The sequence below is a fragment of the Paenibacillus dendrobii genome, from assembly GCF_009807035.1.
Taxonomy (GTDB): Bacteria; Bacillota; Bacilli; order Paenibacillales; family Paenibacillaceae; genus Paenibacillus_AQ; species Paenibacillus_AQ dendrobii.
The window spans coordinates 467027-492711 of record NZ_WUBI01000004.1 but is presented as its reverse complement, the minus strand read 5'-3'; the positions used below and the strand labels follow the sequence as shown (position 1 = coordinate 492711).

General features: G+C 51.3%; 22 protein-coding genes. 13 read left to right on the top strand and 9 right to left on the bottom strand.

The genetic code is table 11. The features are described from left to right. Positions 1–61: 61 nt before the first annotated feature. The 4 genes from GRF59_RS23450 to prfA form a co-directional block, all read right to left on the bottom strand. The gene (locus GRF59_RS23450; protein WP_160500128.1) at positions 62–1243 is read right to left on the bottom strand and encodes an FtsW/RodA/SpoVE family cell cycle protein; all 1182 of its coding nucleotides are present in this window, start codon (positions 1241–1243) and stop codon (positions 62–64) included. A 94-nt stretch (positions 1244–1337) separates the two neighbouring features. Further along, entirely contained in the window at positions 1338–2567 is a 1230-nt protein-coding gene (locus GRF59_RS23445) for an FtsW/RodA/SpoVE family cell cycle protein (RefSeq protein WP_160500127.1), read from the bottom strand. Positions 2568–2651: 84 nt separating this feature from the next. Further along, positions 2652–3560 carry a peptide chain release factor N(5)-glutamine methyltransferase gene (gene prmC, locus GRF59_RS23440; RefSeq protein WP_202128851.1) on the bottom strand — a complete coding sequence of 303 codons (909 nt, stop codon included), beginning with the start codon at positions 3558–3560 and terminating at the stop codon, positions 2652–2654. A 25-nt stretch (positions 3561–3585) separates the two neighbouring features. Beyond that, positions 3586–4653 carry a peptide chain release factor 1 gene (prfA, locus tag GRF59_RS23435; RefSeq protein ID WP_160500125.1) on the bottom strand — a complete coding sequence of 356 codons (1068 nt, stop codon included), beginning with the start codon at positions 4651–4653 and terminating at the stop codon, positions 3586–3588. Positions 4654–5053: 400 nt separating this feature from the next. Here prfA and GRF59_RS23430 point away from each other — a divergent pair, with 400 nt between their 5' ends. Genes GRF59_RS23430 through GRF59_RS23415 form a run of 4 tightly spaced genes read left to right on the top strand, consistent with a single transcriptional unit; the run spans position 5054 to position 7630 of the window. Continuing rightward, positions 5054–5587 (top strand): RNA polymerase sigma factor, encoded by a 534-nt coding sequence (locus GRF59_RS23430; protein ID WP_160500124.1) that lies wholly within the window; start codon positions 5054–5056, stop codon positions 5585–5587. Next, positions 5584–6006: a zf-HC2 domain-containing protein gene (locus GRF59_RS23425; protein WP_160500123.1), complete on the top strand. Its 423-nt coding sequence runs from the start codon at positions 5584–5586 to the stop codon at positions 6004–6006. Before GRF59_RS23430 ends, GRF59_RS23425 begins: the two co-directional genes overlap by 4 nt. Beyond that, positions 6003–6524 carry a hypothetical protein gene (locus GRF59_RS23420; protein ID WP_160500122.1) on the top strand — a complete coding sequence of 174 codons (522 nt, stop codon included), beginning with the start codon at positions 6003–6005 and terminating at the stop codon, positions 6522–6524. The genes GRF59_RS23425 and GRF59_RS23420 overlap by 4 nt, the downstream gene beginning before the upstream one ends. Then, positions 6521–7630, top strand: coding sequence for a LiaI-LiaF-like domain-containing protein (locus GRF59_RS23415; RefSeq protein ID WP_160500121.1), 1110 nt, complete (start codon positions 6521–6523; stop codon positions 7628–7630). Before GRF59_RS23420 ends, GRF59_RS23415 begins: the two co-directional genes overlap by 4 nt. A 120-nt stretch (positions 7631–7750) precedes the next feature. On the opposite strand, the gene ychF is transcribed toward GRF59_RS23415, so the two are convergent. The 3 genes from ychF to GRF59_RS23400 all read right to left on the bottom strand — a co-directional run bounded on the left by ychF (position 7751) and on the right by GRF59_RS23400 (position 11686). After that, positions 7751–8851: a redox-regulated ATPase YchF gene (ychF, locus tag GRF59_RS23410; protein WP_160500120.1), complete on the bottom strand. Its 1101-nt coding sequence runs from the start codon at positions 8849–8851 to the stop codon at positions 7751–7753. Between the two features lie 215 nt (positions 8852–9066). Further along, entirely contained in the window at positions 9067–10137 is a 1071-nt protein-coding gene (gene fni, locus GRF59_RS23405; RefSeq protein ID WP_237391994.1) for a type 2 isopentenyl-diphosphate Delta-isomerase, read from the bottom strand. 70 nt (positions 10138–10207) lie between these two features. Next, entirely contained in the window at positions 10208–11686 is a 1479-nt protein-coding gene (locus tag GRF59_RS23400; RefSeq protein WP_160500119.1) for a phytoene desaturase family protein, read from the bottom strand. A gap of 488 nt (positions 11687–12174) precedes the next feature. Here GRF59_RS23400 and GRF59_RS23395 point away from each other — a divergent pair, with 488 nt between their 5' ends. Both GRF59_RS23395 and GRF59_RS23390 read left to right on the top strand, forming a co-directional pair. Next, complete coding sequence (locus GRF59_RS23395) at positions 12175–13524, top strand: Nramp family divalent metal transporter (RefSeq protein ID WP_160500118.1); 1350 nt, start codon at positions 12175–12177, stop codon at positions 13522–13524. A 168-nt stretch (positions 13525–13692) separates the two neighbouring features. After that, positions 13693–15219 (top strand): phospholipase D family protein, encoded by a 1527-nt coding sequence (locus GRF59_RS23390; RefSeq protein ID WP_160500117.1) that lies wholly within the window; start codon positions 13693–13695, stop codon positions 15217–15219. 80 nt (positions 15220–15299) lie between these two features. On the opposite strand, the gene GRF59_RS23385 is transcribed toward GRF59_RS23390, so the two are convergent. Then, positions 15300–16127, bottom strand: coding sequence for an ABC transporter ATP-binding protein (locus GRF59_RS23385; RefSeq protein ID WP_160500116.1), 828 nt, complete (start codon positions 16125–16127; stop codon positions 15300–15302). A gap of 188 nt (positions 16128–16315) precedes the next feature. Continuing rightward, entirely contained in the window at positions 16316–17821 is a 1506-nt protein-coding gene (cls, locus tag GRF59_RS23380; protein WP_160500115.1) for a cardiolipin synthase, read from the bottom strand. Positions 17822–18113: 292 nt separating this feature from the next. Between cls and GRF59_RS23375 the strand changes: the two genes are divergently transcribed. The 7 genes from GRF59_RS23375 to GRF59_RS23345 all read left to right on the top strand — a co-directional run bounded on the left by GRF59_RS23375 (position 18114) and on the right by GRF59_RS23345 (position 25577). Beyond that, entirely contained in the window at positions 18114–18716 is a 603-nt protein-coding gene (locus GRF59_RS23375) for a TetR/AcrR family transcriptional regulator (protein WP_160500114.1), read from the top strand. A 14-nt stretch (positions 18717–18730) separates the two neighbouring features. Further along, positions 18731–19075 carry a DMT family transporter gene (locus GRF59_RS23370; protein ID WP_160500113.1) on the top strand — a complete coding sequence of 115 codons (345 nt, stop codon included), beginning with the start codon at positions 18731–18733 and terminating at the stop codon, positions 19073–19075. Next, a complete protein-coding gene (locus tag GRF59_RS23365) occupies positions 19075–19389 on the top strand; it encodes a DMT family transporter (protein WP_160500112.1) in 315 nt (104 codons plus the stop codon). Before GRF59_RS23370 ends, GRF59_RS23365 begins: the two co-directional genes overlap by 1 nt. Before the next feature lie 90 nt (positions 19390–19479). Continuing rightward, positions 19480–19926 (top strand): carboxymuconolactone decarboxylase family protein, encoded by a 447-nt coding sequence (locus GRF59_RS23360; protein WP_160500111.1) that lies wholly within the window; start codon positions 19480–19482, stop codon positions 19924–19926. Positions 19927–20152: 226 nt separating this feature from the next. Then, complete coding sequence (locus GRF59_RS23355) at positions 20153–21070, top strand: sigma-70 family RNA polymerase sigma factor (protein ID WP_160500110.1); 918 nt, start codon at positions 20153–20155, stop codon at positions 21068–21070. A 353-nt stretch (positions 21071–21423) separates the two neighbouring features. Then, positions 21424–22344 carry a TetR/AcrR family transcriptional regulator gene (locus GRF59_RS23350; protein ID WP_160500109.1) on the top strand — a complete coding sequence of 307 codons (921 nt, stop codon included), beginning with the start codon at positions 21424–21426 and terminating at the stop codon, positions 22342–22344. A gap of 44 nt (positions 22345–22388) precedes the next feature. Beyond that, positions 22389–25577: an efflux RND transporter permease subunit gene (locus tag GRF59_RS23345; RefSeq protein WP_160500108.1), complete on the top strand. Its 3189-nt coding sequence runs from the start codon at positions 22389–22391 to the stop codon at positions 25575–25577. Positions 25578–25685: the final 108 nt, after the last annotated feature.

The following is a 25685-nucleotide window of genomic DNA, read 5'->3' as shown; positions in this document are numbered from 1 at the left end:
CATACAGAAAAACCGCATGCATCATCTCTTAACGAGGAGCAAGCGGTCTATTGCTGTTCGATCAGGCCTGTTTAGTTGACGAAATTTTCTGCGTCGGCGTGATGAAATCTTCACTGACCTCATGACCATGAACGCGTACACTCATCACGACACCTATGCTCGCCATGTTAATCAGCAGCGAGGTACCGCCATAGCTGATAAATGGCAGCGTAATACCGGTGAGCGGCATAATACCGATAAAAGCACCGATATTTTCAAAAATCTGATAGAGCATCATCGACACCACACCGACAATCAGCAAAGGCCCGGCACGGTCCCGGCACTCCAGACAGATCAGAATCAAGCGGTGAATCAAAATAAAATAGAGCAGAAGCACGATGGAAGATCCTACGAACCCGAACTCTTCGGCGATTTCCACAAAGATCGAATCGGAATAAGTATAAGGGACGCGGCCCGATTGCACTGATGTACCTTTCATATAGCCCTCGCCCATCATCCCGCCGGAGGCAATGGCAAGTTTCGCATTTTTCGTATGATAGGAGGCTTTGGCCGTCGCTTTATCCGGTACCAGCCACGGGTCGATCCGCTCGGTCCAGTGGTTCCGTCCAATATTATTCAAAAATTTTTCGATATTGTCATGGTAATGGATGTACGAGAAAATCCCGCCTACGGCAACCGCCGCCAGGATGATGAGCGCAAGGAACGCATGCAGAAATTTGATATTGCCGATCCATAGCAGTCCGAGCAGAATCAGCACATAACTGAGCGCATTTCCGAGGTCATTCTGGATCATAACAAGCGCGAACGGAATAAACGTCAAACCCCCGATCGGCAGTACGTCTCTCCAGAGAGAGAGTTTGGCTTTGGGCCTTTTCATCAGCAAATAGGTCAGAAAAATAATCAGGAGAAGCTTAAACAACTCGGCCGGCTGCAAACTGAAGCCCCCGATTTTGAACCACCCCTGTGCCCCGTTGACGTCCGATCCGAAAAAATTGACCGCAATGAGCAGCATAATTCCGAATAAATAAAGGTAAAGGGCGTATTTGACGAGCAGCTTATAGTCCAATAAAATCAGCGCAAAAAAGGCAATAAAGGCCAAAATATAAAACTCAAGCATCTTGATATGGGAGCCTGCGAATTTGGTTCCGGTCGTGACGCTGTATATGGCCATAAGACTAATGCCCATAAATATTAAAAGTATGAATACGACGACATAATCCACTTTTTTCAGCTTTTGAAGCATTTGCTATCCTCCTGTGCGGGGCTCTTTACGCCCCTCTTGCCGTGATGCGTGCTCAATCTCACTTGTCTATTGTAAAGGAATAGCCATGCTAGATTCAATTCCTGATAAATCCATTGCGGATATGCTGCAAAGTTCTGCTGAACCAGCCGCCCTCCACCGGTCTTTCCGGCAGAGGAAACGGATCCTCCTCTTCCTGTCCGTGAATGCGGATGCTCATGACAATGCCCACGCTCATCATATTGATGAGGAGTGAGGTCCCCCCGTAGCTGATAAAAGGAAGCGTAATGCCGGTCAGCGGCATCAGCCCAATAAAAGCGCCAATGTTCACAAAAATCTGATAGACAAACATCGTAATAATGCCCGTAATCAGATAAGGTCCGGCACGGTCGCGGCAATCGGCAGCAATCAGGACCATGCGGTGGATCAGGATAAAATACAGCAACAGCAGTACCGACGAACCGATAAATCCGTATTCTTCGGCCACCTGCACGAAAATGGAATCGGCATACGCCAGCGGAACACGTTCGGACTGAATGGTCGTTCCTTTCATGTAGCCCTTGCCCTCGATGCCTCCCGAACCGATAGCCAGCATCGCGTTGTAGGTCTGCCAGCTGACGTCGCGGGAAGCAAGATCCGGAACCAGCCAAGGATCAAAGCGCGCAATCCAGTGTTTTTTGCCCAGATCCTCGCTGATCAGCTTGACTGCCTTGTCGTGATAATGAATGTAAGCCTGAATGCCGCTGAAGACCGCAGCGAAGGCGACGGCCAAACCAATCAGCGCATGTGTATATTTAATGTTCCCGATCCATAGGAGTCCCGCCAAAATGACCATATAGCTGAGCGCATTGCCGAGATCGTTCTGCAGCATAACCAGCGCCCAAGGCGCAAGCGTGAGAAGACCGATCGGCACCACGTCACGCCAGAAGGAAAGTTTGTTTTTCCGTTTTTTCACCAGTAAAAAGGAAATGAAAATGACGAGAAACAGCTTGAACAGCTCTGCGGGCTGCAGGCTGAGTCCTCCCGGGAGCGTCATCCAGCCCTTCGCCCCGTAATATTCATTGCCGATAAAAAGTACCAATACCAGCAGCATCAACCCAAAGAGATAGATGTACAAGGCATACTTGATCAACAGCTTGTAGCTTACCAGCGAGAAACCTAAAAAAGCTGCGAAGCCCACGGCGTAATATACGCCCATGCGCTCCGTATAATGTCCGACCTTCGGCCTGCCCATGGTTACGCTGTAGATGGAAAATAGGCTAAAGGCCATTAGCGCCAGCAGGATCAAGATGATGGACATATCCATTCGTTTGAATTTCTGCAGCATGCGGCATCCTCCAATTTGATCAGGAATCAATGAAATCAAGGCCTCAATATCTCTATTGTAGTTTAAACCGGATGCAAAGAAAAATTATCGTAATCTATTCGACACGCCGAGCACGTGGCGCTCTATCCCGGCCAAGTCCGGGACGATGATAATCTCGTCCCAGTGGCCCGCGGCGCGCAGAAGCTCCGCGACGTCTTGGGCTTGCCCCTGCCCGAGCTCAAATCCGATGAGCCGGGGCGGTGCCTTTAGCAGCGGCAGCTGCTCCATCATGATGCGGTACGGACCAAGGCCGTCCGTACCGCCGTCCAGTGCGGTGCGCGGCTCATGGTCGCGCACCTCCCGCTGCAGCCCGGCAATGTCGGCTGCAGGGATGTAGGGCGGGTTCGACACGATGATGTCGAGCCATTCGCCCGCAAACGGTTCGAGCAGGTTGCCTTCAAGGAAGGCAACCTGGGCACCGTTGGCGGCGGCGTTGCGCGCGGCAACCTGCAGCGCGCCGTCCGAGATGTCGCTGGCACGGACATGCCAGCGCGGGGCCTGCAGCGCCAGCGTGACGGCGATCGCACCGCTGCCGGTGCCGATGTCGGCGCACTCAAGCGGGCGCAGTGCGCCGCCCTCGCTCCGGCTAGGCGCTGCGCCTTCGGGCCAGAGCCGCTTCGCCTGCATCAGCATGGCCTCCACGAGCAGCTCCGTCTCCGGCCGCGGTATCAGCACCGCCGGCGTCACTTCAAACGGGATGCCGTAGAACTCCTGCTCCCGGGTGATGTACTGCACAGGCTCCCCTGCCCCGCGGCGCGTAATAGCCTGCTCCCACAGTGATTTACGTTCCTCGGGGAACGGATCGGGCAGCGCCATGTAATAGGCAGCTCCTTCAAGTCCCAGCACATGCGCGAGCAGCAGCTGAGCGCTGCGCTGCGGTTCCGTAACCGCGCATTCTGTTAAAAAAGAGGAAGCCTCTATGAAGGCTTCCCGTATCGTTTGCTTTGGCTTCATCACAAAAGTGGTTTCATGCAAAGCGTTATTCCCCTTTTTCCATCATATCCGCTTGTTCGGCAATGTTCAGCGCGGAGATGATATCTTCAATTTCACCGTTCATCACCTGATCCAGCTTGTGCAGCGTAAGCCCGATGCGGTGATCCGTTACACGGCTTTGCGGGAAGTTATAGGTGCGGATCCGTTCACTGCGGTCACCCGTGCCGACTTTGCTCTTGCGTTCGCCGGCATATTTCGCTTCTTCTTCCTGGCGCTTCATATCGAAGATCCGGGCGCGAAGCACCTGCAGTGCCTTTTCCTTATTCGAGTTCTGCGATTTGCCATCCTGGCAGGTCGCCACAATCCCTGTCGGGATATGCGTGACACGGACAGCCGATTTCGTAGTGTTAACGGACTGACCGCCCGCGCCGCTGGAACAGAACGTGTCCACGCGGATATCCTTGTCATGGATCTCGATATCGAGATCCTCAACTTCAGGCATAACTGCCACCGTCGAGGTCGAAGTATGAATCCGTCCGCCGGATTCGGTCGTCGGAATGCGCTGCACACGGTGCGCGCCGCTTTCGTACTTCATTTTGCTGTACGCTCCGCGTCCGTTAATCATGAAAATAACCTCTTTAAATCCGCCAAGGTCATTCGTATTGGCATCCATCAATTCGACGCGCCAGCCTTGATTATCGGCATAACGGGTGTACATGCGATACAAGTCAGCCGCAAACAGTGCCGCTTCGTCACCGCCGGCTGCGCCGCGGATTTCCACGATGACGTTCTTATCATCGTTAGGATCCTTCGGCAGCAGAAGAACGCGAATGCGCTCGTCGAGTTCGGTCTGGCGGGCAGATAACTCGTCGATTTCCATTTTTACCATTTCACGCATCTCGTCATCAAGCTTCTCGCCCTGCATGACTTTTGCGGCATCCAGCTCTTCGGTTACAGTTTTATATTCAGTATAAGCCTCGAATGCAGGCTGTAAGTCAGATTGTTCTTTGGAATATTCCCGAAGTCGCTTGCTGTCATTTACAACATCAGGATCACACAACAGCTCGCTAAGCTTCTCGTAGCGGTCTGCCAAAGCTTGTAATCGGTCCAACAAGGGGGTTCACCTCTCCTGTTCAAAATGCTTTCAATCATTACGAATATGAAAAGCGCCGTATATCCCATCCTAAAACCAATCACATAAATGAAATAAAGGAAATTCAAGATGATGACAGAACAAGCTTTATTTCAATTTATATTGGACAGACGACTTTTTATTATACCATGGAAATCACGGATTTGCCAGTTCCAAAATTGGTGATTCACATCTTGGCAGGAGAGTTGTAATAGCGAAGCAGTCCGTATTCCACGGTTCCTAAGATTGTTCTTGCCTTTATGTGTGCTACGGAAAATAATGGATTATCCTCCCACATATTTTTTTAAAAAAAATTTGCAGGGATACATCAAGCAGCGGCGTCAAACTAAATGAAGCAGAGGAGGGGAGAAGACTGGAAGAGTTGCAGTGGGTCCGGGCCGTCAAGGCAGGCCACCCGGAAGCCTATAAATTTTTGGTGCAGCGTTATCAGAATATGGTGTACCATGTGTGCCTGAAAATAACCGCCGATGACGTATCGGCCAAAGATTTATCGCAGGACATCTTTATGAAGGCCTACTCGGCGCTGCCAGCCTTCCGAGAGGATTCCTCCTTCTCCACATGGCTCTATCAGATTGCCGTCCGTAAATGTCTCGACTGGAAACGCGCGCATCAGCGCGAGCAGGCACGGCGGAGTCCGGGAGAAGTCACCGAAAACGACTGGGTAACGAACGAAACACCCGAACAAATCGTATTGTCCGAAGAACGGAGCAGCAAGCTCCGCAGGATCGTTGACGAGCTGGGTGAACCTTACCGCTCGGCTGTCCAGATGTATTATTTTGAACAATGCTCTTATCAGGAAATCGCCGAGAGGCGCGGGATTACGCCGAAAACGGTGGAATCGCAGCTGTACCGCGCAAGGGCCATGATGCGGAAGAAAGGAGAGGAATTACGATGAAATGCGAATTTATTGAATACCAGCTGGGGGCTTATGCCGCAGGTGAGCTGCCGCCCGAATCCTCCCTTTACATTGAAAAGCATCTTCGTACCTGTCCTTCATGCCAGGCTTGGCTCGAGGAGGTACGGGAGATGGCCCGCATCTGGCAGCAGCCTGGACCAGAGCTGGACGTTCCCGATATGACGGCCGACATCATGGATGAAATCCGGCAGATGCCGCCCCTATATAAACGCCAGGCTTCGCGCATAAAGCCAAGGGATTCACGGAAAACAATGATTGCCCATTTCGGGCTCGCCGCTTGCATCGCCTTTTGCTTATTCCAATTCGGAGTATTCGAGCATTTGCAAACGGGCATTACGCAAGCGACGGAGATCTTTTCCAATTCTGTGGACCATATATTAAAGGAGGGTAAACGATGATTAAAAAACACAAATGGGTAACCTTTTTGCTTGCCTTGATTCCCGGCCTCGGCCACCTATACCTCAACTTCACCAAACAGGGACTGCAGATTATGATCGGCACCTGCGCCTGTATTATTCTAATTCCATCCATCCCGCTGATCTTCTCATTCGCGCTGGCGATTCTGTGGTTCTATCAGATGTTCGATGCGCTGCAAAAAGCCTCCTGGATGAAAGCCGCTGCCGCCGAACACGAGCGTATGATGATGGGCCAGGAAACCTTCGGTTATCCTTGGAGCGCACAGGACTGGATGACGCTTGGTGGATATCAAAAAGAAAGCACTCTAAATCCGGTATGGACCGGTGCCGGCTGCATCCTTGTCGGCGGGATGGTGCTTCTGATGACCATCTTCCCCGATATGTGGCACTGGCTGCTCCAGCAAAATGTGGCAAGCGTGCTGCTGGCGGTCGCATTGATCGGATACGGCCTCTGGATTTTATTCAAGAAACCTGATCGTAAAGGGAGCGAGTCTTTATGAACACCCCCATTAACAACACGCCGCCTACCGTTAAGGTAGGCAGGTGGACCACAGCCATCGGCTTGATTGGCATCGGTGTGCTGGTTCTGCTGCAGTTCAATCACTTGATTTCGTTCGAATCGTTAAAATATGTATGGCCTGTACTTCTGATTCTTCTTGGCCTTGAGGTGGTGCTGGCTAACGTTCTACACTCCGACAAACGGGTCCGCCTTGGTGGAGGCAGCGTGACGATCCTGATTTTGCTGATGCTCGTCAGCGCCGCCCAGGTAGCCATTCCGAATTGGAGCACCCTGTTCAACCAAGGATATGCGACTGCCGTTCAAGGTTCGGCTGAAGTCGGGAGCAGCATTAAACGCGTGGAAATTCTCGTGGATCATGGAAAGGTCAATGTGATTGGCTCCGACGATGCCAAGGTTTCATATGACGGTAAATTCCGTTTTCGGGATGTCGCCAGCCAAGAAGCCGCCGACAGCAAAATCAAAGAGAAATGGAAGGTAACTCCCTCCGGGGATACCCTCGTGCTTTCGTTTGAGGATAGCGCGGATTCATTCTTTCATATCGGATTCAGTCCTGAGGATGAATATCTGAACGTGGATGTACCCAAAGCACTTGAAGTCGAAGTGCATACCAAGAATTACTCCGTAAAAGGTGAGCAGCTGGATGCCGGGTTCACGGCCGTAACTTCCAACTCGTCCATCACTTTGGAAAATATTAAGGGCAGCGTCTCCGCGAAAACGTCCAACAGCTCGGTCCATTTGGCCGACATCGGCGGAGCTGCACAGGTCAAATCGACCAACGGCAGCCTGACGCTGGATCGGATCGCCGGTGCGGTGACGGCCAAAACGAGCAACAGCTCCATTAAGGGGACGTCAGCCATTGGCGGGGATTGGACCTGCACCAGCACGAACGGCAGCATCTCCCTGAACGTTCCCAAGAACACGAGCGCCGTAATTAAAGCTAAGACCTCCAACTCTTCCATCAAGGGCGACATACCTTGGAGCGAGGAAAGCGGCGACAACAAGGCTGGCGCTACGCTTGGCGACGGCACCCACAAGGTTGAGCTGACGACCTCTAACAGCAGTATTAAAGTGAATTACGGAGAGTAAATTAACTGAAAAGAGTAACAAAAAAACCTTGAGTGGCGTGATGCCGCTCAAGGTTTTCTATTGAATTCGCCAATGTTGATATTTGTGTTATCCTGGCAGCCTTTAAGAATTCAAATCCATTTACACATTGAAACGGAAATGCATAACGTCGCCGTCTGCAACGACATATTCCTTACCTTCCAGGCGAAGCTGGCCGCGCTCTTTGGCCACGTTCATGGTGCCTGCGGCAACCAGATCATCATAGGATACCACCTCGGCACGGATAAAGCCGCGTTCGAAGTCGGTGTGAATGACGCCTGCAGCCTGTGGAGCTTTCATACCCTTGCGGATCGTCCAAGCACGGACTTCCTGCACGCCCGCCGTGAAGTAAGTGTAGAGGCCAAGTAGGCGATATGCCGCTTTGATCAGGCGGTTCAAGCCGGATTCTTCGAGGCCAAGCTCCTCCAGGAACATTTCTTTGTCCTCGCCTTCAAGCTCGGCGATTTCAGCTTCAACCTTGGCACTGATCGGCACGACTTCAGCATTTTCGGCAGCTGCGAAGTCTTTGACCTGCTGAACATAAGGGTTGTTATCCGCTTCCGATACTTCATCTTCGCTGACGTTGGCCGCATAGAGAACCGGTTTCAGCGTCAGCAGATGCAGATCGCGCACGATTGCTTTCTCATCATCCGAGAGCTCCACGCTGCGTGCTGGCTGATCGTTATACAGCGCTTCTTTTACTTTTTCAAGCACGGCAACTTCCTGCTCATACTGCTTGTTGCCGCCCTTCATGTTCTTGCGGGAACGGTCGATCCGCTTCTCGACGCTCTCGAGGTCCGCCAGAATTAGCTCCAGATTAATCGTCTGAATGTCGCTAACCGGGTTCACTTTGCCATCGACGTGCGTGATGTTCTCGTCTTCAAAGCATCTCACCACATGTACAATGGCGTCTACTTCACGGATATGGGCAAGAAATTTGTTACCGAGTCCTTCGCCCTTACTAGCACCGCGAACCAGCCCCGCGATATCTACAAATTCAAAGGCGGTTGGAACGGTCTTGTTCGGCTGTACCAGCTCGGTCAGCTTGTCCAGACGCTCGTCCGGAACCTCAACCACACCTACGTTCGGATCAATCGTGCAAAAAGGATAGTTGGCGGATTCCGCACCCGCCTGCGTAATCGCATTAAACAAGGTGGATTTGCCTACGTTCGGCAATCCCACGATACCTGCTTTCAAAGCCATGGATGTGACACTCCTATTTCATATTAGAATGGGCTAAAAGCCTGGGCTAGCTATCATTATAAATGAATGTGATCAAACTGGAGAGCAGCGTCTCTCAATCCTACCCATTATATATTAGAACCTTGGGGTCATCAAGACAAAGGCCTCCTTAGACAAAGGATGCAAAAAAAGCCCCCCGTTCCCGTTATCATCGGGCTGAAGGCTCATCCGCTCCCTTAGGACAGGCTTCGTACCAATCTTGTGTTTCCCCGCAAGGCCGCGATATCGCCGGCTCCAATGCCAAACATTGCCGCACGAAGCTCGAACTCCACCTGAGCAAGTACAGCATGCAGCGAGTCCTCCGACTCCACTGCCGGACCAAGCACGCTTCGGCCATAACCGGCCAAATCTGCACCAAGCGCGAGCACTTTAGCTGCATCGACGCCATTCTTCAGCCCGCCGCTGCCGATTAGCCCCGCCTGCTGCGATACTTTTCTAACCTCCGTGATACACTCGGCCGTCGGAATGCCCCATCCGGCAAAAGCCTCCGCCGCGGCCCGGCGTACCGGATCTTTGCTGCGGAACTTTTCAACCTGGCTCCACGAGGTGCCTCCGGCTCCGGCTACATCCACGAAATTCACGCCAGCACGGAACAATCTTGCTGCCGTCTCGCCATCGATCCCCCATCCGACCTCTTTCACGCCTACAGGGACATGAAGCTGGCGGCACACTTCCTCAATTCGGGATAACAGTCCGCTAAAATTGATATTGCCCTCCGGCTGAAATAACTCCTGCAACCCGTTTAAGTGAAGTACCAGCAGATTCGCCCCGGCAATTTCAACAGCACGCCGGCATTCATCCACACCAAATCCGTAATTCAACTGCACCGCGCCAAGATTGGCAATCACCGGGATCGTGGGTGCATGCTTGCGCACATGGAATGTTGAAGCCAGCTCTCCCTTCTCCACGGCCGCGCGCACGGAACCCACTCCCATCGCCCAGCCCCGTTCTTCAGCGGCAACAGCCAGTCGTTCATTGATCGCGCCGGTAGCCGCGCTACCGCCCGTCATCGAGCTTATGAGCAGTGGAGTGCGTAACGACATCCCCAAAAAGGATGTTCCCAAAGAAATTTCGTTGAAATCCGTCTCCGGCAGCGCATTATGGCGGAAACGGTATTTTTCCAATCCTGAAGTCACACCGACACTGCCCACCTCTTCGTTCAAACACAGCCTCACATGCTCTATTTTCCGTTCGCCCGTAGGCGCATCCGGCAGGAGCGACCGGTTCTCATCATGTTTTCCGTTCATGGCTTGACCCCTTTCCGAACAGCCGTAGTTATCCAAACTGCACATCCGTTCGAGAATCTCGAAAAATATATTATACCTTATGTGAATCGATATATTCACCTACAAGTCTTCCGGTCAATGTCACGATCGGCGTTCCTGAGCCCGGATGGGTCGCTCCGCCGACAAACCACAGTCCTTTGACATCCTTGCTCTGGTTGCCCGGACGGAAGAAGGTCTGCTTGACCGAATTCGCAGATATGCCATATATGGCCCCCTTGTATGCCAGCGTATCCTCCTCGATGTTCTGCGGCGTGTAATGAAGAAGCACATCGCTTTTATCAATGTCCTTCAACCCGTGGCTTTTCAGGTCAGCGAGCACTTTCTCGCCATAAGCTTCCGTCTCCCGGTTCCAGTTCGTTAGCGGGCTGAGATAAGGTGCATTGGCCAAAATAAACAGGTTGCTGCAGCAGTCCGGAGCCATGCCCGCTTCAGAGTATCCTGAATAGCAAACATAGAGCGCAGGATGCTCGGGCGGTTGTTTATCCACGAAGATCTCTTGGAATTCGCGATCATAATGTTCAGGGAAAAAGACGGTGTGATGCAGCAGCTTGTTATATTGACGCGGAACTCCCGCGAGCGTGACAAAACCCGAAAGCGAAGGCTCAAAGCTGCTGATTTTCTCATTGCTCATGGAGGGACGGTCTTCCTCGTCGAGTAACGTCCGGTTCACCGTGAGTACATCTCCGTTAGAGATGACGGTATCGGCTTTATAATAACCGCTGCTGGTATCCACGCCTGTCGCTCTGCCGCCCCATACCGCAATGTGTTTCACTTCCGTGTCGGTAATGAGTTCAACCCCCAGCTCTCTAGCGAGCTTTACCATGCCTTCCACAATGGAGTACGTACCGCCGCGAACTCCGTAAACCCCCAGCTCCGCCTCCACATGACCGAGCATCGCGAACATGGACGGCGCCTGTTGCGGTGATGATCCGACATAAGTCGAATATCTGCCCATCATCGCCAGCGTGTTCGGATGCTGAAAATAACGATGCAGCAAGGAACTCAGTGGGGTCATTGGTCTTACCCGCAATAGGCTGCGCAGCATGGAGGGCCTTGCCTTATCGCGCCAGTTGAGCATAAGACGGTTCAAAAAGTTTTCCTCCGAATGCTGATAAAGCTCAGCCGATTCTCGTAGAAAATTCTCGTATTGCAATGCGTCGGAAGGGCTGAATGTCGAAATCTGATCTTTCATCTTCTCTGCATCTCGGCTCATGTCCACTACAGACCCGTCCGCAAAAACATTCCGCGAGCGCGGCTCCAATTCGTACAACCCGATGTAGTCCTCCATTTTGGCGCCGCCCTGCTCAAAGATGCCGCGGAAAACATGGGGCATCGTGATCGAACTCGGGCCACGGTCAAATATGTATCCTTCCTTCTGGACACGCTGCAGCTTCCCGCCCGCTGTATGCTGGCGTTCCAGTATCGTAACCTTCCATCCCTTGGAAGCGAGTGTGATCGCGCAGGATAATCCGCCAAGTCCCGCCCCAATAATAACCGCCTGATGTGTCATTTATAACGCCTGCCTTTCCATGTATAACCCCACCTGGTGACACTCCCGCCTACCGAGATCTTCATGCGAAGACGCACTAGCAAAAGCATTCTTGCAGGCAAGAGTATACTTAACCATCGATTCCTGGCATCCCGCTTTGTCTGACAGACATTTAACCGCCATGCCGACTAAAGGTGCAGTTCACGCCATAAAGCGACTTCTTCAAAAACCCATTAACCAAATAATACCAGCATACAAAGCAGACAGTAAATATAAAAAGATGTACAAAGGGAGCATGAGTCATGATGCGCGACAGCATGTCACTTTCCAGTGGGATGGGGCCTAAAGTTTCCCTCAGGAAAATGTTTTACGTACATGCAATTCTGCCGCGCCCATTCCATATGATGAGGTAGCAAGTTTGAGCCCCGTCCAGTCCGTTACCGTTCGTGTCAGCCCTTCAGCGGCTGTCCGCAAAATATATCCTTGCTACAGGAAGGTGAGTACTGCCCATGAATGCCAGTGAAGAAAGCAGAGTAACTGCCGCAAGCCGAGGCTGGCGAAAGCGAAATGAGTCTCCAAGCCTGCCCGAAGTCCATCAATCGATGAAAGTCCCACTGAAGGGTGGGTTTATGCGCAAGCTGCTAGCCTTCGCCGGACCTGGCTATCTCGTCGCTGTCGGATATATGGATCCGGGAAACTGGGCATCCGATCTGGCCGGCGGCGCCATGTTCAACTACTCGCTTTTATCCGTGATTATGATCTCCAATCTCATGGCGATTTTGCTGCAGTCCCTCTCTGCCCGCCTTGGCATCGCCACCGGCCGCGATCTTGCGCAGGCTTGCCGCGATCACTATAGCAAACCTGTCAGCATGGGACTTTGGATACTTTGTGAGCTTGCCATCGCCGCATGCGATCTCGCGGAAGTGATCGGAACAGCCATCGCGCTCCAGCTGCTATTCGGCATTCCTCTCCTCTACGGCGTACTGATTACCTCAGTGGACGTCATCCTGGTCCTGATGCTGCAGAATAAGGGCTTCCGACATATTGAGATCATGGTCATTTCTTTTATTGCCATCATTATCCTGTGCTTTGGCGTTGAGCTCTTCTTATCCAAACCCGATGTTGCCAGTGTCATGGGCGGTTTCGTGCCAACGACCGACATCGTGACTAATCCGCAGATGCTTTATATCGCCCTTGCCATGCTTGGTGCCACGGTGATGCCCCATAATCTGTATCTGCACTCCTCTATCGTCCAGACCCGTAAAATCGATCCAAGTGTAGCCGGCAAAAAGTCCGCCATTCGCTTTGCTACGATTGATTCAACCGTTGCTCTAACCATTGCGCTGTTCGTCAATGCTGCTATTTTGATTCTGGCTGCATCTGCCTTTTATTCAACGGGGCATACTGAGGTAGCAGAGATACAGGACGCCTATCACCTGCTCACCCCGCTGCTCGGAACAGGAATGGCCAGTGTCCTGTTTGCCGTAGCGCTGCTTGCTTCAGGGCAAAACTCTACCCTGACAGGTACCCTTGCCGGGCAGATTGTGATGGAGGGCTTTCTCAACCTGAGGCTGAAACCATGGATTCGGCGGCTGCTAACGCGGCTGATCGCCATTATTCCCGCGGTGATCGTGATTGGACTATACGGCGAAGGTTCTACGGGGCAACTTCTCATCTTCAGCCAGGTGATCCTTTCCCTCCAGCTGTCTTTTGCCATCTTCCCGCTTATTAAATTCACCTCGGATCCGGTCAAAATGGGCCCTTTTGTGGCGCCCCGCTGGGTTCGCGTGCTGGCGAGATTTGTCGCGGTCATCATCGCCGCATTGAACATTTATCTGCTGTACGGCACCTTTTTCTAAAGGCTGTACAGCTTTTCCCTTTCCAGTCTTTTGCACAGTGCCCCCTGCTTCAAACAGGAGATTCGACGTTAATAACATATCGGGCACTTGGTCAGACCAGACCAAAGCTTATTCCTAAATCTTAAAATACATAGTTGGATGGACAAGTTTCCCGCAAGGAGGATAAAGATGGCATTAGATATAACGAATCAAGACGACCATAATGATCCGTCTAAAGCCGATCTGTCGAACCGGACAGGCAAACCGAACAGGCATAAACACCGCAAACGGCGCTGGATATTCACGGTAATCGCTCTATTGGTGCTTTGGCTTGCAGGCGTGATCGTCTACCAGACACACAAGCCCCTTCCTCCCGGCATATCCTATGAAAGCCCGTTGTACCATGTGAAGCAGGTCCGCTTTCTCCAGGATTTAACCTATCCGAACGAGAGCGGCAAGGTGGTCAGTGAGCAGCAGATACTGCAGAGGATTCATGAAATCGTGGATGACTCGCGCAAATTTCTAGTTATCGACCTTTTCCTTTTTAATAACTACACTCATAAAGGGCAGGATTTCCCCAAAATCAGTCAGGGATTAACGGACAAGCTGGTTCAGCATAAAAAGAATTATCCTGATATGGACATGGTCCTGATCACCGATGATGTGAATACGAATTACGGCTCGGCTCCGAACCCGCTGCTGGAGCAGCTGAAAGCGGCAGGAATCCGGGTCATCGTGACGGATGTAGATCCGCTCCGCGACTCCAATCCCATCTATTCTTCCGTGTGGCGCACATTCATCCAGTGGTTCGGACAATCGGGTAAGGGCTGGATTCCCAATCTCATGGCCAGTGACGGTCCCAAAATGACCGTCCGATCCTACTTCAAGCTTGTCAACGTCAAGGCCAATCATCGGAAGGTCATCGTCAGCGAGAAGACGGCCCTGATATCTTCAGGCAATGTGCATGACGCCAGCGCCTATCACTCCAATGTTGCCTTCGAGGTGCAAGGACCGATCATCCGGGATATTCTTGCTTCGGAGCAGGCGGCAGCCGATTTGTCGGGCGGGGGACCGCTTCCGCAGTACATTCCGGACGGGAATGACAAGGCGAATGATGGACCCATCGGGGTACGATATCTAACGGAAGGCAAAGTATATAAGTATGTGCTTCAGGAAATCGATGCCGCGCAAAAAGGGGATACACTCTGGATGGGCATGTTCTATATCGCCGATGAGAAGGTGCTAAACGCACTGTTGTCCGCGGCAGACCGCGGCGTGGATATCCGGCTGCTGCTGGATCCCAACGAAAATGCCTTCGGTCAGGAGAAAATCGGCATTCCCAATCGTCCGGTAGCCGCTGAGTTGTCAAAGCGTTCTAAAGAACGCATCGCGATTCGGTGGTACCATACGACGCAGGAGCAGTTTCACACGAAAATGATGTATATCCATAAGTCCGAAGGCCAGTCCATTATTCTCGGGGGCTCGACCAACATGACACCGCGCAATCTCGACAACTACAATCTTGAAAATGACCTGTGGGTATCCGTCCCATCCGGAGATCCCCTGGACAAGCAGATGGAAGGATATTTCGAGCGGCTATGGAACAATAAGGACGGATCCTTCAGTCTGGATCTCAGTGCCTATCAGGAAAAATCCACCTGGTTCAAGGATGTGTTGTTCCGCATCCAAAAAGCGCTTGGCTTCACCACCTTCTAGGTTGGGGATATGGACCCATTCGACTTATACAAACACAAAAAAAGATGCTCTGCCTGAGGCAGAGCATCTTTTCATTCCAATTATTTCTCACACACGGCTTTAAGCTGACATCGTTCCCCGCATATGCGGCCTTTACCGTGCGGTACGCACATCGGAGTACCAAAAATCGGGTCCTCGGCAATCATGCAGTCCATGCAGAACACTTCCTTGACCATTTGAGGAGTCAATACGTCCTCCGGAGCTCCGGCACAGTATACGCCCTGATCCTTGACTGCAATCATATGATCCGCATAACGGCAGGCCAAATTCAAATCATGAAGCACCATGACAATGGTACGTCCCTGTTCACGGTTCAGTTCGTATAAGAGATCCAGCACTTCGATTTGGTGGCTGAGATCCAGATAAGTTGTCGGTTCGTCCAGCAGAATCAGGTCCGTATTCTGCGCAAGAGTCATGGCAATCCAAGCCCGTTGTCGCTGCCCGCCTGACAAAGAGTCGACGGTACGTTCCGAAAGGTCAGATAATCCCGTCATCGCCAGCGCATCGCGTACCAGCCGTTCATCTTCCACGCTCCACTGCTTCAGCCAGGACTGGTGAGGATAACGGCCCTGCTTCACCAGCTGCAGTACAGTCAACCCTTCCGGCGCGGTCGGCCCTTGCGGCAGAATCGCCATATTCCGGGCAATCTCTTTGGTCGACGTACGGTGTATTTCTTTTCCGTCCAGAAGCACAGAACCGCTCTTGGGTCTGAGAAGGCGCGCCAGCGAACGCAGCAGCGTCGATTTGCCGCAGCCGTTACTGCCGATCAGCACGGTCACCTTGCCTTCAGGAACATGAAGACTGAGGTCCTTAATAATCTCCGTATCTCCGTAACTGAGCGTCAGTGATTCGGTTTGCAAAAGGGTCATCGCCGGTTACCTCCCCATTCTCTGTTCTTCATTTCATTGCTTTAAGTATATATTATCGGTCACAACGATCCTGTGAAATATATGTCATAGTAAATCGCCTTGTATCCACTCTAATAATTGATAATCATTATCACTAATAATAAAATGTCCGCACCCCGCTGTCAACTCCATCCCGAAGGAAAGACCCGCTATAGCAGCGGGGACATCAGCCGGGCAAGCGACTCCAGGAAGCGCTCGTAAATTCTTTTTTTCATGAAATTCTCCGGATTAATCTGCTTCGTTGATTTCAAATCCCGTTCGAAATCCGTCACAATGCGCTGAACGCTATCCGTTTGTACCAGCAGGGCATTCACTTCGAAGTTCAAGTGGAAACTCCGCATATCCATATTCGCCGTACCGATCGTGGCCACTTCCCCATCGATAATCAGCAGCTTGGAGTGGAGAAAGCCTTTTTCATATTCATAAATTTGGACGCCCACATCGAGCAGTGTCGGAAAATAGGAATGGGATGCCAAGAAAGGCAGCCATTTATCCGGTTTGGCCGGAAACAGAATACGCACATCAAGGCCCGACATCGCAGCTACGCGCAGGGAGGTCAGAATATCGTCATCCGGTATGAAATACGGCGTAGCCAGCCAAACTGACTTTTGTGCGGAAGTAATCATGGAGAAAAAAATATTCTTAAGCGCGCGGCGGTCATTATCCGGTCCGCTCGGTATAATCTGCACCGCCCCGCTGCTGCGCTCGGACAGGAGCGGCGAGAGGTATTCCGCTTCAAGCACCTTTTCTCCCGTCATGTAGTGCCAGTCCTGAAGAAAAATAATCTGGAGCGTCCTTACCGCCTCGCCTTTAACGGACATATGCGTGTCGCGCCAGAATCCGTAGGCTGAATTGCGGCTTAGATATTCGTCACCTACGTTCAGTCCGCCGATAAAGCCGACTTCGCCGTCAACGACAACAATTTTGCGATGATTACGGTAATTGACCCTCGACAAGAAAAAGGCTTTCGAGCTGCCGTATGCAACCACCTGCACCCCTGCGGCCGACATTTCCTGCAAAAAAGATTTGGGGAGCTGCATGCTGCCCCAGGCATCATACATGAACCTCACATGAACACCGGCTTTGGCTTTATCGATCAGAATCCGCTGAATTCGGGTCCCGATGTCGTCCGCCCGGTAGATGTAATACTCCATGTGGATATGATGATTGGCCTTCTGCAGCTCCTGCAGCAAGGTCGAAAAGGTCTCTTTTCCGTTTGTCAAAATCTTGGTTTCGCTTGAAAAGGAAATCGGCGTTCTCGCCAGCCTCTGCGACAGCCTTAGCAGTTGCTGCTGCATCGGATTGAAGCCCGACAGATCCTGGTGAATACGCACGTTACCTTCTTCCAATCGTTCGTAGGACTTCAAATCTTGTTCAGCCTTCTTGTTGAATTTACGGCGTTTGAAGTAGTTTTGTCCGAAAAGAAAATAAAAAAACAGCCCCACGACAGGCATGAGTGCAAGCAGCAGAATCCAGGCCATGGTAGAGGAAGGATTCCTGTTTTCCATAAATATCATAAATCCGAGCGATACGACCGTCAGAGTAGAGAAAATACTGACGATGGTCCCCGCCGTTTTACCGAAAAAACCAAAGCCGAAATAATAAAAAACGAATAATAAAACGGCTACCAAAACAGCCTGTATTCCTCTTCTCATATCTTCCCTCACTTTTATATCAACATCACTCTTTCAGAACGAATCGATGAGAGCCAGTAAGTTATATTTTACATGAACAGGGCCGATCTTCCTATATAAAATACAGAAAAAAACGGTCTGTTCGACGCATTTCCACAGAGAATAATTGATTTTGGCGGAAGTTTAGCAGTAGGTTCTGCTTCTTGATTGGTATCGTGTTATGCAGTTTTTTCGAAACGCTTGACAGTCATGTAATTTCGTGAAAAGATATTACCTAACGATCGTTAGTTAGCAAAAAGATGGAGTTGATGATATGAATGCAAAACGCACGCTTGTGGAAACCGCGCTGGCTCATTTTGCACAGGAAGGATACGAAGGAGCATCCCTTCAAAAAATAGCCGAAGACGTGGGCATTAAAAAGCCCTCCATATACGCCCACTTCAAGGGCAAGGATGATCTGTTCCTCAGCACGCTCAAAAATGCGCTGAAGGAAGAAAAGCGGCGGATTACCCGCTATATCGTCAGCCTCAGGGACCAACCGCTTGAGAAACGCCTATCCGAGCTGCTGGAATTCCTGCAGGAGGAATACACCCGCAGCAGCGAGAGCAAATTCGTGCTACGGATGGCCTTTTTCCCGCCCTCTTCTCTCTACGACGAGGTAATGGAACTGATTTACCCCTTCCTGGATTCGATGGAAAGACAAGTTGTCCACCTGATGGAGCAGGCCAAGGCAGATGGTTTCGTCCAAATTGCGGCCCATCCGGAAGATGCGGCTGTTGCATATATGACGCTGGTAGACGGCATCCTTGTAGAGATGGTATATGGCGGGCTGCCCGGCGCTCAGCGGAGACTGAAGGCTTCATGGCCCATTTACTGGGCAGGAATTCAAGCAGCTGATCCCCATAGGGGACAGTAAAGGAGGAGAACACCATGAATCGGCATTGGTTATTTGTTATTTTGGGCGGTGTTGTGGAGGTGCTGTGGGTATCGGGCCTGAAACACTCCAGCAACGTCCTGGAATGGATTTTGACGGCAGTGGCTATTATCATCAGCTTTTTTCTCATTATCGACGCGTCGAAACATCTGCCTGTGGGTACGGTATACGCGGTCTTTACGGGCCTTGGAACGGCGGGAACCGTCGTTACGGAAATGCTGGTCTTCGGCGAGCCCTTCCGATGGTCAAAGACCCTGCTCATTCTCGTACTGCTGGCAGGCGTTATCGGCTTGAAGCTGATTACGGCGGATGAAGGCAGCAAGAAAGGAGCGGATGCGTAATGGCTTGGGCAGCAATTGTAATCGCCGGATTATGCGAAATTTTCGGGGTCATCGGCATCAAGGGCGTGACGCAAAAAAAGGGCTGGTCTGCCTACTTGCTCATGCTCGCGTCTTTCGTCTGCAGCTTCCTGCTGCTCTCTTATGCAATGAACACCCTCCCGATGGGTACGGCGTACGCCGTATGGACCGGGATTGGAACCGTCGGCAGTACCGTGGTTGGCATGCTTCTGTTCGGGGAGCCGAAGGAATGGCGGAGAGTGTTGTTCATCGCGATGATTCTCGGCTCGGCCGTAGGTCTTAAATTAATTTCTTGATTCATGTCACAAAGCAGACTCCTCCTTTGTCTTCCTTAGGTAAGGATAATGAACCATCCTACAGATCAGGGACCAAGGAGGAGAAACCCAATGAAGTTAAGATTAAATTACCGGACCTCGAGTCCGCATGTCCTACAAGCGATGATGAACCTGCAAAAATCCGATTCAAGTTCATCCATTGATAAGGTGCTGCATGAGCTAATCAAGATCCGTGTGTCCCAAATCAACGGGTGCGCATTTTGCCTCGATATGCATGCCAAGGATCTGCTGAAACTCGGGGATTACCAGGACCATATTCTGCTGCTGAATGCTTGGCGGGAAGCTCCGATCTACACAGAGCCGGAACGGGCCGCGCTTACGCTGGCTGAAGCGGTAACGAGAATTTCCGAGAACGGCGTCCCGGAAGACGTATATGACCAGGCCAGAGAGGCCTTTGACGAAAAAACATTTATGGAGTTGATTCTGGCCATCAATACGATCAACAGCTGGAACCGGATCGCGATATCCACGGGCATGTTCCCGGGATGTTTTGATTGAGATAATCCAACAAAAACTCCTGTAAACAGAAAGAAACCCTGACCTTAATAAGGCGCAGGGTTTCTTTCTTCTTTTCATAATTATATGATAGGAACGAAATAGATTTGCATCGATCCTACCGTACCATCCCTATGCCTTGAACCGATTTTTTTGCATACCCGTAACGATTCTACCTGAACCCAGGCTCCAATCTTCTTGGGTTCATCCGTATCTAGGAGGCTCTCGAATGATTGAACCCACGGAAATCGAATCGATCTACCGCACCTACCGTTCCTATGCCCTGTCCATTGCTTATCGAATGCTCGGTACATTTACCGATGCCGAAGATGTCGTTCAAGATCTGTTTGCCGAGCTTGCGAACAAGGATATGACGGAGATTCTGAACATGAAATCCTACATCGCCAAGTCAGTCACCAACCGCTGCCTGAATCTGATGCATTCGGCCAAGAAGACGCGTGAGGAGTACGTAGGCGAGTGGCTCCCTGAACCGGTGTCAGGCACAGCCTTGCTCCCTGAGCTAGCTGCAGAGCAAAAGGACACCCTGTCCTACGCCTATCTGCTGATGCTGGAGCGCCTTGGCCCGGTGGAGCGTGCGGTCTTTCTGCTGAGGGAAGTGTTTGAGTATGAATATCATCAGATCGCCGAGATGACGGGCAAGACGGAAGCCAACTGCCGCAAGATCTTCAGCCGATCGAAGCAGCAGCTCAAAGCAGCCGAAATGCCTGCGATCTCGTATGAGAGCGGGCAGCGCAGAGCGATGATCGAGCGTTTTGCCGATGCATTTCAACATTATGACGCCAAGGAGCTGCTCCGTTTGCTGGCAGAGGACGCGGTTCTGATCTCCGACGGCGGAGGTGCGTCGCGTACGGCCACCCGTCCGATTGTCAGCCGTGAACGTCTGTTGAGACTCTTCACATCTCCAAAAGCTTACCGGGATCTGCGTACATGGAAAGCGTGCCTGATCGAGATCAATGGAGAGATCAATATCGTATATATGAGCCGGAATGAAGTTCAAGCGGTGCTCTGCTTCCGATTTACGGCATCGGGAGACCGGCTGCAGTATTTATATATGATCAAAAATCCCGCGAAGCTGAAGTTCATGCAATCCTCTCTCCATCAAACAAATCTTGGAAACGAAGAATAACATTCCGCAAGCCACTGTATGCTATTTTCAAAAAAATGAATCCAAGCCATCATTCCAAACGTATGTAGCTGTGTGCCTTCCGCCTTTCCGGCGGTTTTTTATTGGAATGAGAGAGTTCCAAGCTGAGCCGTGCCATTGTAATATCCCCAGGCAAAGCCTCCGCTGAATGGCTTTCCTCTCATCGATCACAAGACGTTGGAAAGCGTCATTCTTTCCTCTGAGTATCTTCCTAATAACTGGATGCCCCCAAGCGGCGACCACAATTTGAATCCACCCTGCCTTTTGTAATATAATAATTCTGACTACACGGTCAAATTGAGAACCGAAGTGTTCAGAAAGGAGTGAATGTTCATTTGTCTGAGAAACTGGCGGACAAAAAGAAACAGATTCTGAAGACCGCCCTGCAGCTGTTTTCCACCAAAGGGATATCATCCACCTCCATGCAGGAAATCGCGGAATACTGCGGCATGTCCAAGGGAAGCCTCTATTTGCATTTCAAGTCCAAGGAAGAACTGGAACAGAGTATCTACCTTTACTGCGAAGGGATGATCCGTGACAGTGTTATGCAGGTGGAGCAGGAGCATCTTCTGACTCCCAAAGAACAGCTTCACAAGCAGGTTGAAGTTCTTCTGAACCGTCTGGTCGAACTGCGCGAATTCGTCGTGATGCAGCTGCGTGACCAGCATATGGGCGGCAAGAAGCCCGATCTGAACGGATGCCTTCGCGAGAAGCATATGCATGCCCTGAATTGGTTCCATAATAAACTGGTCTTGATCTACGGAGAGGATGTACAGCCTTACACCATGGATTTAACCATGTTCGTCGGGGGAATGCTGAGCGGCTACATCCGAATGCTGATGATTCCGGGGCTTCCGTTGAACCTGCGCAGAATGGCAGAGCATCTGATTACGCTTCTGGATGACGTCGTTGCCAGCACGCTTCGTTCAAGCAAGGAACCGCTGATAGCCACGCAGATCTGGTCGCACTGGATGGAGAAGTACATGGAAGCCTCCGGCAGTCTGCGTCATCCCCTGATGGTAACCAAGCAAATGAAAGATAGGCTGAAGGATATTACCATCGATGAGGCTAGGCGGGATTTCGCTCTCGAATCCATTCAGATTATTGAAAAGGAACTGCTGGATATGGAGCCGCGCAAGACCATCCTGATCGGCATGATGAGTAATCTGGAACAAATACCGGAGCTCTCGCCGATGAGTGAAGAACTGAAAGAAATTTACCAGCTTTATGTAAACTCAAGATCTGACCGTTCATGAACGTACTTTTGAAAGGTATATAGAGAGGAGTAGAAACCTGCCAAATGAAAGGGATCATTAATTTTTCACTCAATAATAAATTCGCAATATGGATCTTAACGATCATCGTTGCAGCAGCCGGGCTCTATAGCGGTCTGGCGATGAAGCAGGAAACGATACCGAACATTAACATTCCGTTCCTTAGCGTCACCGCGGTCTATCCCGGGGCAGCTCCAGAAGGTGTCGTACAAGATGTAACCATGCCGCTCGAACAGCGGCTTCGTAATGTGGACGGCGTGAAAACCGTCACCTCGACGTCGATGGAGAATGCCTCCAACATTGCGATGGAATTCGATTACGGTACGGATCTGGATCAGGCGACCGCGGCTGTCCGTGAAGCACTGAATGAAGTGACATTGCCTGAAGGAGCCCAGAAGCCTAGCATTTCCAAATTCAGCATGAGCTCCTTTCCTGTCGTATCGCTTAGTGCTTCAGATGACTCCAACGATCTGGAGAAGCTGACCAAAAATATCGAGAATCAGGTGGAACCTGCGCTCGAAAAACTTCCTGGTGTAGCCTCCATATCCACTTCGGGTCAATATGTCAAAGAAGTACAACTGAAGTTTAACAAGGAAAAAATGGCCCAGCTTGGGCTTTCTGAAGATACCGTTAAGGGGATTGTCCAAGGCTCCTCCATCCGTGTTCCACTGGGTCTATTCACCCTGGATGAGTCCTCAAAAGCTGTTGTCGTCGATGGCAACATCGTCTCGCTGGACGATTTGAAGAATCTGACGATACCTGTCATTCCTAGCTCGGGCGGAGCTGCTGCCGGTGCTCAAGGGCAAGGAGCTGGTAACGCGGCGGCTGGTGCCCAAGGCGCTCCTGGCGGCGCAGCCCAAGGTAACGGTGGTGCCGCATTGCAAGGCAATGCCGCTCAAGGTATCCCTGCAGGCATCCCTACCGTGAAGCTGAGTGATATCGCAGATATTCAAGTCATTGGTAAGGCGGAATCCGTGTCCCGTACGAACGGCAAGGTGTCCATCGGTCTGCAAATCGTTAAAGACAACGATGCCAACACCGTTGATGTCGTCAATGCCGTGAAGGATAAAGCCCAGGAACTTGAAGGCGAGTTCAAGGGCATGCATCTGACGGTTCTGCTCGACCAAGGCAAACCTATCGAAGATGCGGTATCCACGATGCTGAGTAAAGCCGTATTCGGGGCTTTGTTCGCCGTACTCATCATCCTGATTTTCCTGAGAAACATCCGTTCCACCATTATCTCGATTCTATCCATTCCGCTCTCCCTGTTAATCGCTCTGCTGATCCTGTGGAGAATGGATGTCACCTTGAATATGATGACACTGGGCGCAATGACGGTCGCCATTGGGCGCGTTGTCGATGACTCCATTGTCGTTATCGAGAATATTTACCGGCGAATGACCAGCGGCGGCGAGAAGCTGCGCGGACGTGAGCTGGTACGTGAAGCAACACGCGAAATGTTCGTGCCGATCATGTCTTCGACGATCGTTACGATTGCCGTCTTCCTGCCGCTAGCCTTCGTCAGCGGCATGGTCGGGGAACTGTTTATGCCGTTTGCACTTACCATGGTATTCGCCCTGCTGGCATCTCTGCTCGTTGCGATTACCCTGGTGCCGATGCTTGCGCATTCCCTGTTCAAAAAAGGCATCAAAACATCGAAAAAACATGATCATGACAAGCCGGGCAAAATGGCCCTCGGCTATCAGCGCATCCTGAACTGGTCGCTGTCTCATAAGCTGATCACCTTCGGACTTGCCGTCATCCTGCTCATCGCGAGCTGCTTCCTGACACCGCTGATCGGTACCAGCTTCATGCCGTCTCAGGAAGACAAATATGTCATGGTAACCTATTCGCCAGAGCCTGGTGCCCAGCTTGAAAGCGTTGAGAAGCGTGCGCTGGATGCCGAGAAATATATTCTTGAACAGCCAAACGTAGATAAGATGCAGTATTCCGTTGGGGGCAGCGGCAACCCGATGGGCGGCGGCTCTTCCAACTCCGGACTTTTCTATGTTGAATACAAGAAAGACACCAAAGATTTTGAAAACGTGAAGAAGAACCTTGTTGAAGGTCTGAAAAAACAAGTCAACAAGGGTGAATGGGCTACAATGGATATGTCCGGCGGCATGGGCGGAAGCTCGCTCAGCGTCAGCGTATTCGGCAACAGCCTCGATGACATCAAGCCTGTATCCGATCAAATCCTGAAGCTGGTTGAAGCTGACGCGAAGAACTTCGAAAAAGCCAAAACAAGCCTGTCCAAAGCCTATGACCAGTACACCATTATCGCTGACCAGCAAAAACTGAGCTCGATGGGGCTTACCGCAGGTCAGATCGCCATGAAACTCAGTCCGGTACGGGAACGCCCAGTACTGACCGAGATCAAGGTGGATAACAAGGAATACAAGGTCTACATTGAAACAGACAGCAAGGAATACAAGAGCATAGATGATATTTCGAATGAAACCATTACATCGCCGCTCGGCATGAACGTACCGATCAAAGATGTAGCAAAAGTTGAAAAAGGCTCCTCTCCGGATACGATTACGCGCACGGACGGCAAGATGGTCGTGAACGTAACAGCCAACATCGTATCGTCCAATGTAGGTCAAGCATCGTCCGATCTGCAGAAGCAAATTGATAAAATCAATAAGCCGGACGGTGTAGAGATCAAATTCGGCGGAACAACCGAACAGATCAACGATACCTTTACGCAGCTCGGCCTCGCTATGGCAGCAGCCATCGCGATCGTGTATTTCGTACTCGTCGTAACCTTCGGCGGCGGTCTTGCACCGTTTGCGATCCTGTTCTCCCTGCCGTTCACCATTATCGGTGCGCTTGTGGGTCTATGGATAGGCGGAGAAACGCTGAATGTATCCTCACTTATGGGTGCGCTCATGCTGATCGGTATCGTCGTGACCAACGCGATCGTACTGATCGACCGCGTTATCCACAAGGAACGCGAAGGTATGTCGACGCGTGAAGCCCTGCTCGAAGCAGGCGCCACCCGTCTTCGTCCGATCCTGATGACAGCCCTGGCTACGATCGGAGCCCTGCTCCCATTGGTATCCGGACTCGAAAACAGTGCGGGCATCATCTCCAGAGGCCTCGGCATTACCGTTATTGGCGGTCTGATCAGTTCTACACTGCTGACGCTCGTCATCGTACCGGTTGTATACGAGTTCCTGATGAAGTTCCGCAAAGCCAAAGTGGAAGATTAAGATGTGAAGATTCGTTTATAAAAAAAGACGCGCCCCTCCCGTTAGGGTGGAGACGCGTCTTTTTTGTTGCCGATCGGGTAAAGAGCAAGCGCATGCCTGCTTGAGACA

Excerpts from the sequence above, each read along its gene's own strand:
- GRF59_RS23390 (WP_160500117.1), top strand. The coding sequence starts at position 13,693 with ATGGCATTAGATATAACGAATCAAGACGACCATAATGATCCGTCTAAA.
- GRF59_RS23370 (WP_160500113.1), top strand. The coding sequence starts at position 18,731 with ATGAATCGGCATTGGTTATTTGTTATTTTGGGCGGTGTTGTGGAGGTG.
- GRF59_RS23385 (WP_160500116.1), bottom strand. The coding sequence starts at position 16,127 with ATGACCCTTTTGCAAACCGAATCACTGACGCTCAGTTACGGAGATACG.
- GRF59_RS23345 (WP_160500108.1), top strand. The coding sequence starts at position 22,389 with ATGAAAGGGATCATTAATTTTTCACTCAATAATAAATTCGCAATATGG.
- GRF59_RS23395 (WP_160500118.1), top strand. The coding sequence starts at position 12,175 with ATGAATGCCAGTGAAGAAAGCAGAGTAACTGCCGCAAGCCGAGGCTGG.
- GRF59_RS23445 (WP_160500127.1), bottom strand. The coding sequence starts at position 2,567 with ATGCTGCAGAAATTCAAACGAATGGATATGTCCATCATCTTGATCCTG.
- ychF (WP_160500120.1), bottom strand. The coding sequence starts at position 8,851 with ATGGCTTTGAAAGCAGGTATCGTGGGATTGCCGAACGTAGGCAAATCC.
- GRF59_RS23360 (WP_160500111.1), top strand. The coding sequence starts at position 19,480 with ATGAAGTTAAGATTAAATTACCGGACCTCGAGTCCGCATGTCCTACAA.
- GRF59_RS23420 (WP_160500122.1), top strand. The coding sequence starts at position 6,003 with ATGATTAAAAAACACAAATGGGTAACCTTTTTGCTTGCCTTGATTCCC.
- prmC (WP_202128851.1), bottom strand. The coding sequence starts at position 3,560 with ATGAAGCCAAAGCAAACGATACGGGAAGCCTTCATAGAGGCTTCCTCT.
- GRF59_RS23450 (WP_160500128.1), bottom strand. The coding sequence starts at position 1,243 with ATGCTTCAAAAGCTGAAAAAAGTGGATTATGTCGTCGTATTCATACTT.
- GRF59_RS23355 (WP_160500110.1), top strand. The coding sequence starts at position 20,153 with ATGATTGAACCCACGGAAATCGAATCGATCTACCGCACCTACCGTTCC.
- GRF59_RS23365 (WP_160500112.1), top strand. The coding sequence starts at position 19,075 with ATGGCTTGGGCAGCAATTGTAATCGCCGGATTATGCGAAATTTTCGGG.
- GRF59_RS23425 (WP_160500123.1), top strand. The coding sequence starts at position 5,584 with ATGAAATGCGAATTTATTGAATACCAGCTGGGGGCTTATGCCGCAGGT.
- GRF59_RS23400 (WP_160500119.1), bottom strand. The coding sequence starts at position 11,686 with ATGACACATCAGGCGGTTATTATTGGGGCGGGACTTGGCGGATTATCC.
- cls (WP_160500115.1), bottom strand. The coding sequence starts at position 17,821 with ATGAGAAGAGGAATACAGGCTGTTTTGGTAGCCGTTTTATTATTCGTT.
- fni (WP_237391994.1), bottom strand. The coding sequence starts at position 10,137 with ATGAACGGAAAACATGATGAGAACCGGTCGCTCCTGCCGGATGCGCCT.
- GRF59_RS23415 (WP_160500121.1), top strand. The coding sequence starts at position 6,521 with ATGAACACCCCCATTAACAACACGCCGCCTACCGTTAAGGTAGGCAGG.
- GRF59_RS23375 (WP_160500114.1), top strand. The coding sequence starts at position 18,114 with ATGAATGCAAAACGCACGCTTGTGGAAACCGCGCTGGCTCATTTTGCA.